The organism is Streptococcus sp. FSL E2-3494 (assembly GCF_038007085.1).
In the GTDB taxonomy this organism is placed as follows: Bacteria; Bacillota; Bacilli; order Lactobacillales; family Streptococcaceae; genus Streptococcus; species Streptococcus thermophilus.
Window position 1 is genome coordinate 471,061 of record NZ_JBBOWN010000001.1, and the last position, 16,307, is coordinate 487,367.

14 protein-coding genes and 2 pseudogenes are annotated in these 16,307 nt (G+C 41.2%); all 16 read left to right on the forward strand.

What is annotated here, in order from left to right; genetic code table 11:
* Positions 1-19 precede the first annotated feature (19 nt).
* On the forward strand, positions 20-406 hold the full coding sequence (locus NST05_RS02485; RefSeq protein ID WP_014621935.1) for a hypothetical protein: 387 nt from the start codon (positions 20-22) through the stop codon (positions 404-406).
* Positions 403-618, forward strand: coding sequence for a hypothetical protein (locus NST05_RS02490; protein ID WP_011681586.1), 216 nt, complete (start codon positions 403-405; stop codon positions 616-618). Before NST05_RS02485 ends, NST05_RS02490 begins: the two co-directional genes overlap by 4 nt.
* The gene (locus NST05_RS02495) at positions 584-1,012 is read left to right on the forward strand and encodes a hypothetical protein (RefSeq protein ID WP_011681585.1); all 429 of its coding nucleotides are present in this window, start codon (positions 584-586) and stop codon (positions 1,010-1,012) included. Before NST05_RS02490 ends, NST05_RS02495 begins: the two co-directional genes overlap by 35 nt.
* A 164-nt stretch (positions 1,013-1,176) precedes the next feature.
* Positions 1,177-2,127 (forward strand): 16S rRNA (cytosine(1402)-N(4))-methyltransferase RsmH, encoded by a 951-nt coding sequence (gene rsmH / locus NST05_RS02500; protein WP_014621931.1) that lies wholly within the window; start codon positions 1,177-1,179, stop codon positions 2,125-2,127.
* Between the two features lie 2 nt (positions 2,128-2,129).
* Entirely contained in the window at positions 2,130-2,450 is a 321-nt protein-coding gene (ftsL, locus tag NST05_RS02505) for a cell division protein FtsL (protein WP_232984786.1), read from the forward strand.
* A 3-nt stretch (positions 2,451-2,453) separates the two neighbouring features.
* Complete coding sequence (gene pbp2x, locus NST05_RS02510; protein WP_023909922.1) at positions 2,454-4,721, forward strand: penicillin-binding protein PBP2X; 2,268 nt, start codon at positions 2,454-2,456, stop codon at positions 4,719-4,721.
* A gap of 1 nt (position 4,722) precedes the next feature.
* Positions 4,723-5,745, forward strand: a complete 1,023-nt coding sequence (gene mraY / locus NST05_RS02515) for a phospho-N-acetylmuramoyl-pentapeptide-transferase (RefSeq protein ID WP_340742890.1) — start codon at positions 4,723-4,725, stop codon at positions 5,743-5,745.
* A gap of 74 nt (positions 5,746-5,819) precedes the next feature.
* Positions 5,820-7,163, forward strand: a complete 1,344-nt coding sequence (locus NST05_RS02520) for a DEAD/DEAH box helicase (RefSeq protein ID WP_011681583.1) — start codon at positions 5,820-5,822, stop codon at positions 7,161-7,163.
* Positions 7,164-7,492: 329 nt separating this feature from the next.
* Positions 7,493-7,729 carry a Blp family class II bacteriocin gene (locus NST05_RS02525; protein WP_340742891.1) on the forward strand — a complete coding sequence of 79 codons (237 nt, stop codon included), beginning with the start codon at positions 7,493-7,495 and terminating at the stop codon, positions 7,727-7,729.
* 282 nt (positions 7,730-8,011) lie between these two features.
* Entirely contained in the window at positions 8,012-9,367 is a 1,356-nt protein-coding gene (locus NST05_RS02530; protein ID WP_340742892.1) for a bifunctional metallophosphatase/5'-nucleotidase, read from the forward strand.
* 52 nt (positions 9,368-9,419) lie between these two features.
* A complete protein-coding gene (locus tag NST05_RS02535) occupies positions 9,420-10,142 on the forward strand; it encodes a YutD family protein (protein ID WP_084826128.1) in 723 nt (240 codons plus the stop codon).
* A 63-nt stretch (positions 10,143-10,205) separates the two neighbouring features.
* A pseudogene (gene rlmN / locus NST05_RS02540) lies at positions 10,206-11,294 on the forward strand (23S rRNA (adenine(2503)-C(2))-methyltransferase RlmN); the annotation flags it as partial.
* Positions 11,295-11,315: 21 nt separating this feature from the next.
* Positions 11,316-11,843 carry a VanZ family protein gene (locus NST05_RS02545; RefSeq protein ID WP_171815053.1) on the forward strand — a complete coding sequence of 176 codons (528 nt, stop codon included), beginning with the start codon at positions 11,316-11,318 and terminating at the stop codon, positions 11,841-11,843.
* Between the two features lie 204 nt (positions 11,844-12,047).
* On the forward strand, positions 12,048-12,254 hold the full coding sequence (locus NST05_RS02550) for a hypothetical protein (protein ID WP_011681579.1): 207 nt from the start codon (positions 12,048-12,050) through the stop codon (positions 12,252-12,254).
* 187 nt (positions 12,255-12,441) lie between these two features.
* Positions 12,442-14,199, forward strand: a complete 1,758-nt coding sequence (locus NST05_RS02555) for an ABC transporter ATP-binding protein (protein ID WP_014621923.1) — start codon at positions 12,442-12,444, stop codon at positions 14,197-14,199.
* Positions 14,192-15,938 (forward strand): annotated as a pseudogene (locus NST05_RS02560) (ABC transporter ATP-binding protein). The gene NST05_RS02555 and the pseudogene NST05_RS02560 overlap by 8 nt, the downstream one beginning before the upstream one ends.
* The last annotated feature ends 369 nt before the right edge of the window (positions 15,939-16,307 follow it).

Consider the following 16,307-nt stretch of genomic DNA (forward strand, 5'->3'; position numbering starts at 1 on the left):
AATAGAGAGAAAGATTATCATGAAAAAGAAAATATTGTTATTAGTAACTGGCTTATCTAGCCTAGCCCTTTTGGTAGCCTGTTCAAATCAGTCTAATCATTTATCACAAACAAATTCTGCCTCATCAGTAGAGCAGTCCCAATCAGACGGGAGCGAAAGCGAAAACTCAAGTTCAAGTGAAGAGAAGAAAGTAGATACCTCTGCTTATGAAGACATTATCAGCAAGTATCAAACAGCTGTAGCTGACAATCAAACTGACGCTTCAATTAATCCTTTGGTGGTGACCTATGCTCGTTCTCAAACGAATCCGGCGTCCACTGTCTATGCTTATTATGATATGGATGGTAATGGGTTGACGAGTTGGTGTTTGCTTTTAAACCTGGAAATGTCTTTAAAGACTATATGATTACGGATATCTACGCTATTTCTAAGGATGATGGTCAGGTGATTCGTCTGACTGATGGTTTGCAATTGGGAATGTTAGGTGAGCGTATGACCTTGGCTTACCTCAAGGATAAGACGTTTAGCTACTATGGTAGTGTCGGTGTCACGGCAGGCGGTGGTTCAGGTTACCACTTTAATAATGACGGTCCCTCCTCTTGTCAAAAACGACAGTGATTCAGGTGCTGAAAAAGCAGATCTTTCTAGTTGGGATTGGGAGGATTTGAGTAGTGATGAAAGTAATAGTAGTTCTAAAACATCATTGGAAGATAAAACAAGCTCAAGCTCACTTAAGGCTGATGAACTGAAAAATGGTAACTATAAGTCAGCTGTAGGCACATGGAAGTCCTCAAATGGAATGACCATCAAAATTACTTCGGATGGACAATTGGAACTTTGGGGGAATGCTTATCCAATTGATAAGGTTTCACAAAGTCAATATGTGTCTGGGATATATAGTTTAACTTATATTGATTCCATTCCGACAGGTAACACACCCCAATTGAGCTTTGTCCTAAAGGGGTTAGCGATGGAAGTGATGCTGGAGATAACAGTAAGGACCGAATTTTAGCGACTAATGGGATGCCTTCAGAGAAAAGTTATTATTACAGAGTAGACTAATTTTTGAGTACTAATATATCAATCATAAAGCCAGGCCTAGGGTCTAGCTTTTTTGACTTCCTAACAACTTTCAAGTCGAGACAATTTCTCTGTTCTTATGCTATAATAAAAATTATGACTAATGAATTTCACCATGTAACTGTTCTTTTGCACGAAACTGTTGATATGCTTGATATCAAGCCTGATGGCATCTATGTAGATGCGACTTTGGGTGGCGCAGGACATTCGTCTTATCTTTTGTCACAATTGTCTGAAAAGGGACATTTGTATTGCTTTGATCAAGACCAGAAGGCTATTGATAATGCTCAAGTGCGTCTCAAGGACTATATTGATAAGGGCATGGTGACCTTCATTAAAGATAATTTCCGTAATCTCAAGTCCAACCTTGAAGCTTTGGGTGTGTCTGAAATCGATGGTATTCTCTATGACTTAGGCGTGTCTAGCCCGCAGTTGGATGAGCGTGAGCGTGGTTTCTCCTACAAACAGGATGCCAAGCTGGATATGCGCATGAATGAGGAGGCAAGTCTGACCGCATATGATGTGGTCAATACCTATCCTTACAATGATTTAGTACGTATTTTCTTCAAATACGGTGAGGACAAGTTCTCTAAACAAATTGCACGTAAGATTGAGCAAGTACGTCAGGTAAAACCTATCGAGACGACGACGGAACTGGCAGAAATTATTAAATCAGCTAAGCCTGCTAAGGAATTAAAGAAGAAGGGCCATCCAGCCAAACAAATTTTCCAAGCCATCCGAATCGAGGTCAACGATGAGCTTGGTGCTGCGGATGAGTCTATTCAGGAGGCTTTGGATCTCCTAGCTGTGGATGGTCGTATTTCGGTGATTACCTTCCATTCTTTGGAGGACCGGTTGACTAAGCAGCTTTTTAAGGAAGCTAGCACGGTAGATGTGCCTAAAGGCTTGCCCTTTATTCCCGAAGACTTACAACCTAAGGTAGCTCTGGTTAATCGCAAGCCTATCCTACCTAGTCAGGAAGAATTAGAAGCCAATAACCGCTCGCACTCTGCTAAGTTGCGTGTGGCTAAAAAAATCAGGAAGTAACTATGGAAAATAAGGAACGTCAGATTGTTAATAGGGCTATTAGAAACCATATTCGTTTTATGACACGTATGGAAAAGGCCTTCTATTCGGCAATTGTTTTGACAGCTATTGTAATGAGTATCTCAGTCGTCTATTTGCAAGGACGTAATCAAGCCATCAAGAATCAAATCACAGACCTTAATCGCAAGATTAGTGACGAAAAGACAGAGCTTAACAATGCTAAGCAGGCAGTAAATGAGTTAACTAACTCTGATCGTATCAAAGAGATTGCCACTAGGGCAGGCCTGTCTATTAATAACGATAGTATTAAGAGTGTGAAATAGCAAATGAACAGACTTAAAAAACTTAAACATTTATTTCTAAACTATGTCGTAAGGGATAGGAGAAAGCCAGCTCAAAACCGACAGCATGTTGGTCAGAACCTGATGGTTCTCAGTATTTTTATCTTTTTTGTTTTTATTATCAACTTTGTGGTAATTATTGGAACCGATAGTAAGTTTGGTGTTGATTTGTCAACACAGGCTGCTAAGTCTTATAACACGAAAACCATAGTGGCGGCCAAGCGTGGAACGATTTATGACCGAAATGGGAATGTTTTGGCTGAGGATTCAACCAGTTATTCCATTTATGCTATTGTATCAACCAGCTATGTGTCACCAACTCGGGAAAAACTCTATGTACAAGAGAGTCAGTTTGATAAGGTTGCCGATATTTTGAAAGACAAGCTAGGAATTAAAAAGAGTTATACTTTGGCTCAATTGCGTACCAAGGGTGCCTATCAAGTATCCTTTGGACTAAAAGGAAAAGGAATCACCTACTCTGTCAAAGAGGACCTTGAAAAGACTTTTAAGGATGCAGGTATTAAGGGGATGGCATTTGAGGCAACAACATCACGTATGTACCCTAATGGCACCTTTGCATCAGAGTTTCTTGGTCGTGCTGAACCTATTGAAAATAAAAAAGATGGTTCTTATTCTTTGATTGGTCAAACGGGTTTGGAGCGTTCGCTTAATAGCTTGTTGACTGGGACAGATGGGGAAGCTATCTATGAGAAGGATAAAGACGGTAATACGCTTCTGGGTACGGAAACGATTACCAAAGAAGCAATCGATGGTAAGAATATCTATACGACTTTGTCGGCCCCCCTTCAGACCTTCCTTGAAACGCAGATGGATACCTTTATGGAGCAGACCAAAGGCATAAATGCTTCAGCAACAGTTGTCAATGCGAAAACAGGTGAAATCCTTGCAACGACACAACGTCCAACCTATAACTCGGATACGCTAGAAGGACAGGCTAAAAAGGGTTATGACTGGGTCAACCGCCTCTATGAAGCTCAGTATGAGCCAGGGTCAACCATGAAAGTGATGCTCTTGTCAGCAGCTATCAATAATGGAAGTTTCAACCCGAATGCAACCTACAGTAACGCTAATGGTATTAAGGTTGGTGATGTTGAAATCAATGACTGGTCAATCAATGAAGGTATCTCAAAAGGTCGAACGATGTCATTTGCACAAAGTTTTTCATATTCAAGTAACGTTGGTATGACCATGCTGGAACAAGCCATGGGAGACAAAGTCTGGTCTAACTACCTATCGCTATACAAATTTGGAATTCCAACCCGCTTTGGGATGGTTGGCGAGTCTTCAGGGATTGTCTCTCAAAACTCAGTTAATATTGCCCAATCATCTTTTGGACAAGGGATTTCAGTAACTCAAGTCCAAATGCTTCGAGCCTTTACCGCAATCTCTAACAATGGTATTATGTTAGAGCCTCAATTTATAAAACAAGTTGCTGATACTAATAAGGGTACTGTTCGTACAGCCAAGAAAGAAGTTATTGGCAAACCTGTCTCTAAGCAGGCTGCTTCTGAAACCCGTAATTATATGATTTCTGTTGGTACAGATCCAGAGTTTGGTACCCTGTACAACAAGTCTGAAGGTTCACCAATCATTCAGGTTGGTAACAATGATGTTGCGGTTAAGTCAGGAACAGCCGAAGTGCCCGATGAAAAGACAGGAACCTATAAAGTTGGGACTAACGAGACTCTCAACTCAGTTGTAGCCATGGTTCCTTCTGAAGATCCAGAATACATCATGTATGTGACCGTTCAAGAGCCTAAGACCTGGAATAATAATTTCTTTGCGACTGTGGTGAACCCTGTTTTAGAAGAAGCCATGTCTATGGGTGCTACTTTGGATACTTCTGTTTCTGAGGGGAGTGGAAAGACTGAAGAGACTAGCTACCAAACTGGTGATATCATTGGTAAGACACCAGGAGAGACAGCTAATACTCTTCGCCAAAACCTAGTTCATCCGATTGTTCTGGGTGTTGGCAATAAGATTGAAAAGGTTTCTGTAGATGCAAAAGAAAATATTAAAGCTAATGAGCAGATCCTAATCATGACTAATGAGTTCACAGAACTTCCAGACATGTATGGTTGGACCAAGAAGAATGTTGAAACATTTGCCAAATGGAAAGGCATTAAAATTACTTATAAAGGTGGCAAGTCAGGGACTGTTACCAAACAAAGTGTTGCGGCAGGAGAAGCCCTGTCTAAAACCAAAAAGATTACCATTACTTTAGGAGACTAAGATGACTATGAGTCTGATAGCAGGTGTGGCCGCCTTTGTGTTGACGGTGCTCGCCATGCCTCACTTTATTACTTACTACAAAATCAAGAAAATCGGTGGCCAACAAATGCATGAAGATGTGAAGCAGCATTTGGCTAAGGCTGGAACACCAACTATGGGAGGGACAGTCTTCCTAGTGGTTGCCATCTTGGTTAGCTTGATTTTTAACTTCCACGTCTTTAGCGAGGGCCACCAAGCCTATGGTGCTACAGTAGGGATTCTCTTTGTAATTTTGATTTATGGAATTATCGGCTTCCTTGATGATTTCCTTAAGATTTTCCGTCAAATCAATGAGGGACTTAAACCTTGGCAAAAGATGGCTTTGCAGATTGTTGCAGGTTTGCTTTTCTATTTCATCCATGTACTCCCTAGTGGGACAAATAGCCTAGCTATTGGAGGATTGACAATTCAGCTTGGTGTCTTCTATGTTCTCTTTGTCCTTTTCTGGATCGTTGGTTTCTCAAATGCGGTCAACTTGACAGATGGTATTGATGGTTTAGCTTCTGTCTCTGTGGTTATCAGCTTGATTGCCTATGGAATCATCGCTTTTGTCAAGGGTGAGTTAGCTATCTTGACTATCATTATCACTATGATTGGTGCCCTTCTTGGCTTCTTTGTCTTTAACCACAAGCCAGCCAAGGTCTTTATGGGGGATGTCGGTTCCTTGTCACTTGGTGCCATGCTTGCCGTTATTTCCATCGCTCTACGCGTGGAGTGGACACTACTCTTGATTGGTGTAGTCTATGTTTTAGAGACAGCTTCTGTTATGCTGCAGGTCAGCTACTTCAAATATACTAAGCGTAAGTATGGTGAAGGTCGTCGTATTTTCCGTATGACACCATTTCACCATCATCTCGAGTTGGGTGGTATCTCGGGTAAGGGTGAGAAATGGTCAGAATGGAAGGTTGATGCTTTCCTTTGGACTATTGGAGCTCTTGCAAGTTCCATTACCCTTTGGATGGTTCTTGGAAACGTTATGAAATAAATGAAAAAGAGCAGAAATGCTCTTTTTCTGTTATAATGATAAGGGTAGACTAGATAGAAAAGAAGTAAGAAAAAATGTCATTTAAAGATTTTAATTTTAAAGACTATATTCAAGAGGCTCTCGACGAGATTAAATTTAAGGAGCCAACACCTGTTCAGCAAAAATTGATTCCAGTAGTCCGTTCTGGCCGTGATTTAGTGGGTGAATCAAAGACTGGTTCAGGGAAGACACATACCTTCCTATTGCCAATTTTTGAGAAGCTTAATCCAGAGAGCAGGGATGTTCAAGTTGTTATCACAGCTCCATCGCGTGAATTGGCGACACAGATATATCAGTCGACAAAACAGATTGCCAAACACTCTGATACAGAAATTCGTGTTGTTAATTACGTCGGTGGTACGGATAAACAACGTCAGATCGAGAAACTTAAGGTAGCCCAACCGCATATCGTTATCGGGACACCAGGGCGTATTTATGACCTGTTTAAGTCTGGTGACTTGGCTATCCACAAGGCACATACTTTTGTCGTTGACGAGGCCGACATGACCATGGATATGGGATTCTTGGCTACTGTGGATAAGATTGCGGCAAGTTTTCCTAAGGAAGTTCAAATTTTGGTCTTCTCAGCAACCATTCCTCAAAAATTACAACCATTCTTGAAGAAATATTTGACCAATCCTGTCATGGAACAAATCAAGACTTCAACGGTGATTGCGGATACCATTGATAACTGGTTAGTATCTACCAAGGGGCGCAACAAGAATGGACAAATTCTTGAGATGCTTAAGGGGATGCAGCCATACTTGGCAATGATTTTCGTTAATACCAAGGAACGTGCGGATGATTTACACAGTTATTTGGTATCAAACGGTCTTAAAGTAGCGAAAATTCATGGCGGTATTCCACCACGTGAACGTAAGCGTATCATGAATCAAGTTAAGAAGCTTGAATTTGAGTATATTGTAGCGACTGACCTTGCAGCGCGTGGAATTGATATTGAAGGGGTTAGCCATGTTATCAATGACGCTATTCCTCAAGATTTGTCATTCTTTGTTCACCGTGTAGGACGTACTGGACGTAACGGCTTGTCAGGAACAGCAATCACCCTTTATCAACCAAGTGACGACTCAGATATTCGTGAGCTTGAAAAGATGGGGATCACCTTTGAACCTAAGGTCTTTAAAGATGGTGAGTTCCAAGATACCTATGACCGCGACCGTCGTGCCAACCGAGAAAAAGCCTATCAAAAACTTGACACGGAAATGATTGGTTTGGTTAAGAAGAAAAAGAAAAAAATCAAGCCTGGTTACAAGAAGAAAATTCAGTGGAAGGTTGACGAAAAACGCAAACGTGAACGTCGTGCAGCCAATCGTGCTAAGGGACGTGCTGAACGTAAAGCTAAGAAGCAAAGCCTCTAAGCTTGGCTTTTAGATAAAGGTAAATTTAGATTAAAAAATTTAAGAGGTTGAAACTATAAAGTTTCGGCCTCTTTACTTATTATTCATCTTTTGATCCGAAGATCTCACTCCCCAAGCCTTATGACTACAAAGATTTAGGTGTTTTTATCACAGTGGAAAGCCTTAGTTTTTAGAAGATTTTCTTTAAAAGTAAAAGAACTTGTAAGTCCTAAGCTGAATCAACTCTCAAAATTATAATTTCACTACTTTTTTGTTGGCTTCCCACCTATAATAAAATCATAGCTTTTAAGAAAAGCCTAAAACAAAATAGTTTAAAGAAGGTTGTTTTCATGACAACAAAAATCATTAACAATTTTAATTCACTTAATTCCGAAGACCTTTCTATTATTGAAGGTGAGGGTGTGATTGGTTGTGTAGCTGGGGCTACTGGATCTCCTGTGCTTAGATTTTTGACTGGAACATCAGTTGGAACCCATACATTACCGATTGTTGGGACCATTTCAGGTGGGGTATTTGGGGCATGGTCAGGAGCCGGTGTTGGAATGGCTATATTTTGTGGAGTTTAGTTAGAAATTTGAAAGAACAAAATGATCCGTGCGTTTTTATTTGTGTGTGTTTCATTCTAGCAAGTTGCTATCAGTTGTGTGTTCCTCATCATTGGTTCATTACAATGATAGATGTTTTAGGAGTTACAGGTTTTGTAGTCCTTATCTATACTAAAAAACATCATTACTCATAAGCCTTTCAGTAATTAAAAAATTGGATAGCAAGGAGCATCGTCTCACATATAAAAACTTGGCTGAATGAATGTCAAGTTTTTTTGTGGTAAAAGTGCTAAAATAGAAGTCATGAAAGACAAGATTCGAATTCTCCATATCAATGATTTGCACTCTCATTTTGAACAGTATCCACAACTCAAGCGGGCTGTGGATGATTTGAGTCAGACGGACAGAGAGTTGATTAAGGTAGATCTTGGGGATAATGTGGATAAGTCTCATCCCTTGTCAGATGCGACAGCTGGGCGTTTTAATATAGCCTTGATGAATGAGCTGGGGATAGACTATGCGACTATTGGAAATAATGAGGGGATTGGTCTAGCTAAGGATGAGCTAGACTGTCTTTATGAGCAGGCTCAGTTTCAACCGATCATAGGAAATCTCAAGGATGAGGAGGGACAGCCTGAATGGGCCAAGCCCTATCTTGTTCACAAAACTAAAGCTGGTACAAAAATTGCTTTCTTGGCCTATACCTTTCCCTATTACCTTACCTATGCTCCCAATGGTTGGCAGGTGTTAGAGCCTATGGCTAGGTTGGAAGAGGATTTGGCCCGCTCTGAGGTAAGGGATGCAGACCTAGTCATAGTACTTAGCCATCTAGGTGTGCGTTATGATGAGCAGATTTCAGAGACTTATCCACAGGTCAACCTTGTTATCGGAAGCCACACCCATCACCTTTTTGAAGAGGGCAAATTGATTAATGAGACCTATTTGGCAGCTGCTGATAGATATGGCTATTTTCTTGGCTGTATTGACCTAACTGTGGAAAATGGGCAAATGATAGCGTGTCAGATCGAGGCTATCCCCACTAAGGACTATATCTTGGATTTGGACAAGGAGGACGAAGCCTTTATCAAGGCCATGCGTGAGGAAGGCCATCGTCGTTTGGCCCAGGAAAAAGTGGCTAATCTAGGTCGAAAATTAAATTTTAATGAGACCTGTCAATTGGTTTTACAAGCTGTTTGTCAGGAGACAGATAGCCAGTTAACGCTTTTGAATACAGGACTTATCATGAAAACGCTAGGTCCTCAAGTGACAATGGCAGACCTTCAAGAAGCCCTTCCCCATCAGATGCGGATGGCCCGTCTATTTGTGACAGGGCAAGAACTCAAGGAAATTTGTCGTGAAGTTTTTACTAAGGCTGAACTCCTTAAAAACCAAGCTATTAAAGGTATGGGCTTTAGAGGTAAGGTATTTGGTGAGCTAATTACAGGGAACTTTGCTTACAAAAACGGTAATTTGTTGTATAATAGTAGGGTTGTAGATTCCAATGAGAAGTTTAGTTTGGTCCTTGTGGATCAGTACTACTTTTCTTCTTACTTCCCTACAATCAAGAAAAAGGAAGTCACGCTTCTTTTTCCAGATTTGTTAAGGGAACTTGTGGCCAAGTATCTAAGAAATCATTGTGCTGATTGGGATAAGAGATAAGAACATTATCACTGCATCAGGATAAAAAATAAGAGAGCAGAAAGGATGGCACATGCGTAAAGAAATCTTGCCAGAAATGTTTAATTATAATAAATATCCAGGGCCAGACTTTGTGTATGTGGCCGACCTTCTGAAATCAGATGCCTATCAGTTTAAGGTTCTTGAAAATCACAAGGATGCTTTAGACGCTACCCGCTTTGGGCAACGTTTTTCTGAAATCATGCTCAAGTATGACTATATTGTTGGGGATTGGTCTAATGACCAGCTTCGCCTTAAGGGATTTTACGAGGACGATCGTCCCAATACGCGTAAGACAGATCGTATTAGCCGATTGTCAGAGTATTTACGCGAATACTGTGCCTTTGGTTGTGCCTACTTTATTTTGAAAAATGAAGAGCCGCAATTAATCGTCTTTGAAGAGGAGACAGAGCCTCGTCGCAAGTGTCGTCGTTCTAATAATCGTCGTAATTCTTCTCAGGAATCTAGAGAGAAGGAGCATAATGCTTCTCAAAAGAATAAGGGACAAAAAGTTTCTGCTAAGCAAAAGCGGGATAAGTCCAAACGAGGAGACAGGGACCAAGAAGGGGCAAGCTTTGAGAAAGTCAAGCGTCGATCTAAGTTCAAATCTAAGTCCGAGGATGGTAGTCGTGAGCGAAAGCCTAACTTCAAGAAGAGTCAGAAGAAAGCTTCAAAAAATCAAACCCCCTCACTGAAAAAGCAAAGTAATGCCAAGTCAGATGGTCAGCATTTTACAATCAGAAAAAAAGGAAATTAAACTATGTCAGAAGTAACAACACAAGCAAAACCAGAACGTCGTAAACGTCAGAAATTAGAGGATATGGAGGGTTATAAACCTTCTATTTACGGTCTTACTCGTGATGAGTTGATTGACTGGGCTATGGAACACGGTGAAAAGAAATTTCGTGCTACTCAAATTTGGGATTGGCTCTACAAGAAGCGTGTGCAGTCTTTCGAAGAAATGACCAACATTTCTAAGGACTTCATTACTACATTGAAGGATAATTTCTGCGTAAACCCATTAAAACAGCGTATTGTTCAAGAATCAAAAGATGGTACAGTTAAGTATCTTTTTGAATTGCCAGATGGTATGTTGATTGAGACTGTTTTGATGCGTCAACACTATGGTTTGTCTGTCTGTGTGACAACTCAGGTTGGATGTAACATCGGTTGTACTTTCTGTGCTAGTGGCTTGATTAAGAAACAGCGTGACTTGACTGCTGGTGAGATTGTTGCTCAAATCATGTTGGTACAAAAGTACTTTGATGACCGTGGTGATGGTGAACGTGTCAGCCACGTGGTTGTTATGGGGATTGGTGAACCTTTCGATAACTATGACAATGTGCTTCGCTTCTTGCGTACCATTAACAATGATAATGGCCTTGCTATTGGAGCTCGTCATATTACAGTGTCAACATCTGGTTTGGCACCAAAAATTAAGGAATTTGCTAACGAAGGTGTTCAAGTTAACCTCGCCGTATCACTCCACGCGCCTAACAATGACCTTCGTTCAAGCATCATGCGTATTAACCGCTCATTTCCACTTGAAAAACTCTTTGAAGCTATTGGATATTACATCCAGACAACCAACCGTCGTGTAACTTTTGAGTACATCATGCTTAATGAGGTCAATGATCACCCTGAAAATGCTCAAGAGTTGGCTGATTTGACTAAGAAAATCCGTAAGTTGTCATACATCAACTTGATTCCTTACAACCCAGTATCAGAGCACGACCAATATAGCCGCTCAACTAAAGAACGTGTGGCTGCCTTTTACGATGTGCTCAAGAAAAATGGTGTCAACTGTGTCGTTCGTCAAGAACATGGTACAGATATTGATGCTGCTTGTGGACAATTGCGCTCAAACACTATGAAACGTGACCGTCAAAAGGCTGTGGCAGAAGCATCTGTAAATCAGAAGGTAAGTAAGATGTTTCAGCTGACGACTTGGGTAGATAAGAATGGAGAACTAACACCAAAAGGAAGAAAGCTAAGTCAAGTTTTGGTTTGTTCTTATCTTCTTTGTTTAGTACTCCTTTGTTGGACACCCCAGTATGGGCTAGTTGAAGGTGTTGAAACCCCCGGTATTCAACATTTTGGTAGGGTAGTGGTGCTTTTGACGCCGTTCAACAGTCTGACTAATTTTAATCAGCTGGATAGTCTTAAGGAGATTGTCTTTGTTCTTGGGCAAAATGTGGCCAACATTTTCTTGCTGAGTCCGCTGATTTTAGGACTCTTAGCCTTGTACCCAAGATTTAGGTCTTGGAAAAAGGTCCTTGTAGCGACGCTTGCCATGTCTTTGACGATCGAAATCGGGCAGGTGATTCTTGATCTTCTCATTGATGCTAATCGTGTCTTTGAGATAGATGATTTATGGACCAACACTTTGGGTGGTTTGGTGGCACTAGGTGCCTACCGCCTCCTTGTGAAACTGATTCAAACGTATTTTAATGAGTAAAAAACCTAGGACACTTTGCGTCCCAGGTTTCACTTATTTTCTCTCATACAAATACAACACATCCAAAAGAGGGAAAAATGAATAAACACTTTTAGTGAAACAATGAAATACTTAATGTGACAGTAGTCACCGTATTGACACTAGGAGCAACAATGACAATGGTTAAAGCAGATACTTATCAAAAGTGGCCGTGATGCCGATATTATGCGAGAAAGAGGGCAGGTTTGGAGCTATTCTGAGGTTAAGAGAGAGTCTCAATTAGCTAACTACAACACTGATGGTCGCTATCTCAGTGAGGCAACTAACTTCGAATTGTACAATTTTGTCAGAGAGTATAAGACATCTGATGAAATCAGACGTATTTGGAACCCTAAGAAGGACGAATCAGTTATCCACGATAAGGATAACTGATTCTATTGATGATGGGCACAAGGTCTATAATTTTGACTCCTTTGCTTATCAATTGCCAGAGTCTACTGATTTTGGAAAATTGACTTATATTGGTCACTTTCAGTTAGAAGATGGTACAATTTATCGCTATTGGAAATAACTTTCATTAGACTTATAATCATCCTTTTGTAGGGATAGGGGGAATAACTTGTTTTTTAAAGAATCAATCATTGCAAAACTTTGGTGGTTTTTCAAGTTAGAAAAACGCCGTTATATTGTCGGGATACTGGCACTGAGTTTGGTTTCGGTTCTCAATCTGATTCCTCCTATGGTTATGGGTCGGGTCATTGATGCTATCACATCGGGAAAATTGACCAATCAGATCTTGCTTTTGAATCTCGTTTATTTGCTTTTGGCAGCTTTAGGAATGTACTATTTGCGCTATGTTTGGCGGATGTATATCTTGGCAACGTCTTATCGCTTGGGACAGATTATGCGTTCGCGGCTTTTTGAGCATTTTACCAAGATGTCGCCTTCTTTTTACCAAAAGTATCGAACTGGTGATCTCATGGCCCATGCCACCAATGATATCAACTCTCTAACCCGTTTGGCTGGTGGGGGTGTCATGTCAGCCGTGGATGCGTCTATCACAGCCTTGGTGACTTTAATCACCATGTTCTTCAGCATTTCCTGGCAGATGACCCTGGTGGCAGTCTTACCTCTACCTTTCATGGCTTTTGCGACTAGTCGTTTGGGACGTAAGACCCACAAAGCTTTTGGAGAATCCCAGGCAGCTTTTTCTGAACTTAATAATAAGGTACAAGAATCGGTGTCAGGTATCAAGGTAACCAAGTCTTTTGGCTATCAGGAGGCTGAGCTCCAGTCCTTCCAAGAGACCAATAAGATGACTTTTGAAAAGAATATGCATACCATGAAGTATGACAGCCTTTTTGATCCTTTGGTCTTGCTCTTTGTTGGCTCATCTTATGTTTTGACCCTCCTTGTCGGGGCCTTTATGATTCAGGCCGGTCAGATAACGGTCGGAAATTTGGTAACCTTTATTACCTATTTGGACATGCTGGTTTGGCCCCTAATGGCCATTGGCTTCCTCTTTAATATCACGCAGAGGGGAAATGTGTCCTACCAACGTATCGAGACTCTTTTAGAGCAGGAATCAGATGTTCAAGATCCTGCTTATCCTCTTCCAAGCATTGAAAATGGTCGTTTAGACTTTGCGATTGACCGCTTTGCTTTTGAGGATGAGGATACTTTGCGAGATATTCATTTCACCTTGGACAAGGGGCAAACCCTTGGTTTGGTTGGACCGACTGGCTCAGGAAAGACGGCTCTTGTCAAGTTGCTCTTGCGGGAGCACGATGTCAATCAAGGAGCCATCTATTTGAATGGACATGACATCCGAGACTATCGCCTATCAGACTTGCGTAGCTTGATTGGTTATGTTCCTCAAGACCAGTTTCTCTTTGCCAGTTCTATTTTAGACAATGTCCGCTTTGGTAATCCAGATTTCTCCATTGATAAGGTGGAAGAAGCGACTAAGTTAGCTCAAGTTTATGATGATATCAAGGATATGCCTGAAGGCTTTGAAACAATCATTGGTGAAAAGGGTGTCAGCCTATCAGGTGGTCAAAAACAACGTCTGGCTATGAGCCGGGCCATGATTTTGAATCCAGAAATTTTGATTTTGGATGACTCCTTATCTGCGGTTGATGCTAAGACAGAACATGCCATTATTGATAATCTTAAGCATACTCGCAAGGACAAAACAACTATTATTACCGCCCACCGTCTCAGTGCGGTGGTGCACGCTGACCTCATCCTGGTCATGCAAGATGGTCGTATCATTGAACGTGGGCGTCATGACGACTTACTAGCTCAAGGTGGTTGGTATGCCAAGACCTATGAGTCTCAACAGTTAGAAATGGAAGGAGGAGAAGCTCATGCCTAATCAAAACCAATGGTCTGTGTTTAAGCGTCTCTTGACCTATCTCAAGCCTTACAAGTTCTTGACCTTTCTAGCTTTGACCTTCCTCTTGTCCACAACGGTTATCAAGAGTATCATTCCCTTGGTGGCCTCTTATTTTATTGATCACTATCTTCATGATATGAATCAGGCGGCAAGTATGATTCTGATTGGCTACTATGGTCTCTACCTCTTGCAGACACTAGTCCAGTATCTGGGAAATCTCTTCTTTGCGCGTGTGTCCTATAGCATTGTCAGAGATATTCGTCGAGATGCCTTTGCCAATATGGAAAAACTGGGTATGTCTTACTTTGACAAGACCCCAGCAGGTTCCATCGTTTCCCGCTTGACCAATGATACTGAGACCATTAGCGAGATGTTCTCAGGAACTCTGTCTAGTTTTATTTCGGCTATCTTTATCTTTGTTACCACCCTTTACACCATGATGATCTTGGACATTCGTCTGACCGGGCTTATTGTCCTCTTTCTTCCTCTGATTGTCCTTTTGGTTAACCTTTATCGCAAAAAATCAGTGGCCATCATTGAAAAGACCAGAGCCTTGCTTTCAGATATAAATGCCAAACTGTCAGAGAGTATCGAAGGGATTCACATCATTCAGGCCTTTAACCAGGAGAAGCGTCTTAAAAAAGAGTTTGATGCCATTAATGAGGAACACCTGATTTATGCCAGCCGTTCTATATCACTGGATTCTCTCTTTCTACGCCCAGCCATGAGTCTACTGAAGCCTCCTGGCTTATGCTGTTCTCATGGCCTATTTTGGCTACCGAGGTATCTATCTGGGTATCACAGCAGGTACCATGTATGCCTTTATCCAGTATATTAATCGCCTCTTTGATCCCTTGATTGAAGTGACACAAAACTTCTCGACTCTACAAACCTCTATGGTCTCAGCAGGTCGGGTCTTTGTCTTGATTGACGAGCGTACCTATGAGCCTGAACAGAGAGACACAGCTGCCAAGGTTACTGAGGGGAATATTCGCTTTGAGAATGTCTCCTTCTCCTATGATGGCAAGCACCAGATTTTGGATAATATTTCCTTCTCTGTCAATAAAGGTGAAACCATCGCCTTTGTGGGATCTACAGGCTCTGGAAAATCCTCTATTATCAACGTGCTCATGCGATTCTATGAATTCCAATCAGGACGAGTTCTCATAGACGGTGTGGATATTCGTGATTATAGTCAGGCAGAGCTGCGCAAGAATATTGGTCTTGTCCTTCAGGACCCCTTCCTCTATCATGGCACAATCAAATCCAATATTGCCATGTATCAAGATTTAACTGATGAAGAGATTAAAGCTGCTGCTGAGTTTGTCGATGCCAATCACTTTATTGATAAACTTCCTGAAGGCTATGATTCCCCAGTTTCCGAACGTGGTTCAAGTTTCTCAACCGGTCAACGCCAGCTTCTAGCCTTTGCTAGAACCGTTGCTAGCCAGCCTAAAATCTTGATTTTGGATGAAGCGACAGCCAATATTGATTCGGAGACAGAGGCTATTGTTCAAAACTCTCTTGCAAAAATTCGTCAAGGCCGTACAACCATTGCCATTGCCCACCGCCTATCAACAATCCAAGATGCTAACTGCATCTATGTCTTAGACAAGGGCCGCATCATTGAACACGGTAGCCACGAAGAGCTCCTAGCCCTCGGCGGCACCTATCACAAGATGTACAGCCTACAAGCAGGCACCATGGAAGGAGAGTAAGCTAATCTAGACCATAGCTTCTATATTCGAAAAGATTTCTTAAAAATCAAAATCGAGTAGTGACATTTATGTCACTACTTTTTTGTTGGCTACCACCCTATAATAAAATCATAGCTTGAGAGAAAAAGCTAAAAATAATTTAGGAGGTTGTTAGAATGACAAGGCAAACAAATAATACATTTGAAACACTCGATCTCGAGGTACTTGCAAACGTTGAGGTAGTGTAAAATAAGTTGTGTAAACACAAAAAGGAATAAATCCGTTATAGTAGAGTTGCAAAACATTACTAGAAAGAGATTTATTCCTATGACTCAGTTTACCACAGAACTACTTAACTTCGGCTCTATAATTTCTGTAGTGGGAAAAACC